The 836-nt window shown below is 66.6% G+C and carries 1 protein-coding gene; it reads left to right on the forward strand.

The genetic code is table 11. The features are described 5' to 3' along the window. Window positions 1-756: alpha/beta fold hydrolase (locus V3B25_RS22320; RefSeq protein WP_329811563.1), on the forward strand; the 756-nt coding region annotated here is incomplete at its 5' end. Window positions 757-836: the final 80 nt, after the last annotated feature.

An 836-nucleotide genomic window follows, 5' to 3' on the forward strand; every position in this document is an offset into this window, starting at 1 on the left:
TATTACTGGCGCACGCTGGTGGCCGGCCTGTCGGACACGTACCGCTGCATCGTGCCGGATCACATCGGCATGGGCCTGTCGGACAAGCCCGATGACAGCCGCTACGAGTACACGCTGCAGTCGCGCGTGGACGACCTTGATGCGCTGCTGAAGCACCTGGGCATCACCGGTCCGGTGACACTGGCCGTGCACGACTGGGGCGGCATGATCGGCTTCGGCTGGGCGCTGTCGCACCACGACCAGGTGAAGCGCCTGGTGGTGCTCAACACCGCCGCGTTCCCGATGCCGGCAGCGAAGAAGATGCCGTGGCAGATCGCGCTGGGCCGGCACTGGAAGATCGGCGAGTGGATCATCCGCACCTTCAACGCGTTCTCGTCCGGTGCCTCGTGGCTGGGTGTGGAGCGGAAGATGCCGGCCGATGTGCGCCGCGCATACGTGTCGCCGTACAACAACTACGCCAACCGCATCAGCACCATCCGTTTCATGCAGGACATCCCGCTGTCGCCGGCCGACAAGGCCTGGTCGCTGCTGGAGCGTGCCGGCAAAGCGCTGCCGTCGTTCGCGGACCGCCCGGCCTTCCTCGGCTGGGGCCTGCGCGACTTCGTGTTCGACCACCACTTCCTGAAGGGCTTCCAGGCCGCGCTGCCGCAGGCCCAGGTGCATGCCTTCGAGGATGCCGGGCATTACGTGCTGGAAGACAAGCACGAAGTGCTGGTGCCGGAAATCCGCGCGTTCCTGGACAAGAACCCGATCTGATCGGTTCCCGGGGCGGATCCCGGTAGTGCCGGCCGCTGGCCGGCAAGCGCGCAATGCGCGCCGGGTTCATGAGGTTGCCG

The sequence above is a fragment of the Stenotrophomonas sp. SMYL8 genome (assembly GCF_036320065.1).
In the GTDB taxonomy this organism is placed as follows: domain Bacteria; phylum Pseudomonadota; class Gammaproteobacteria; order Xanthomonadales; family Xanthomonadaceae; genus Stenotrophomonas; species Stenotrophomonas maltophilia_A.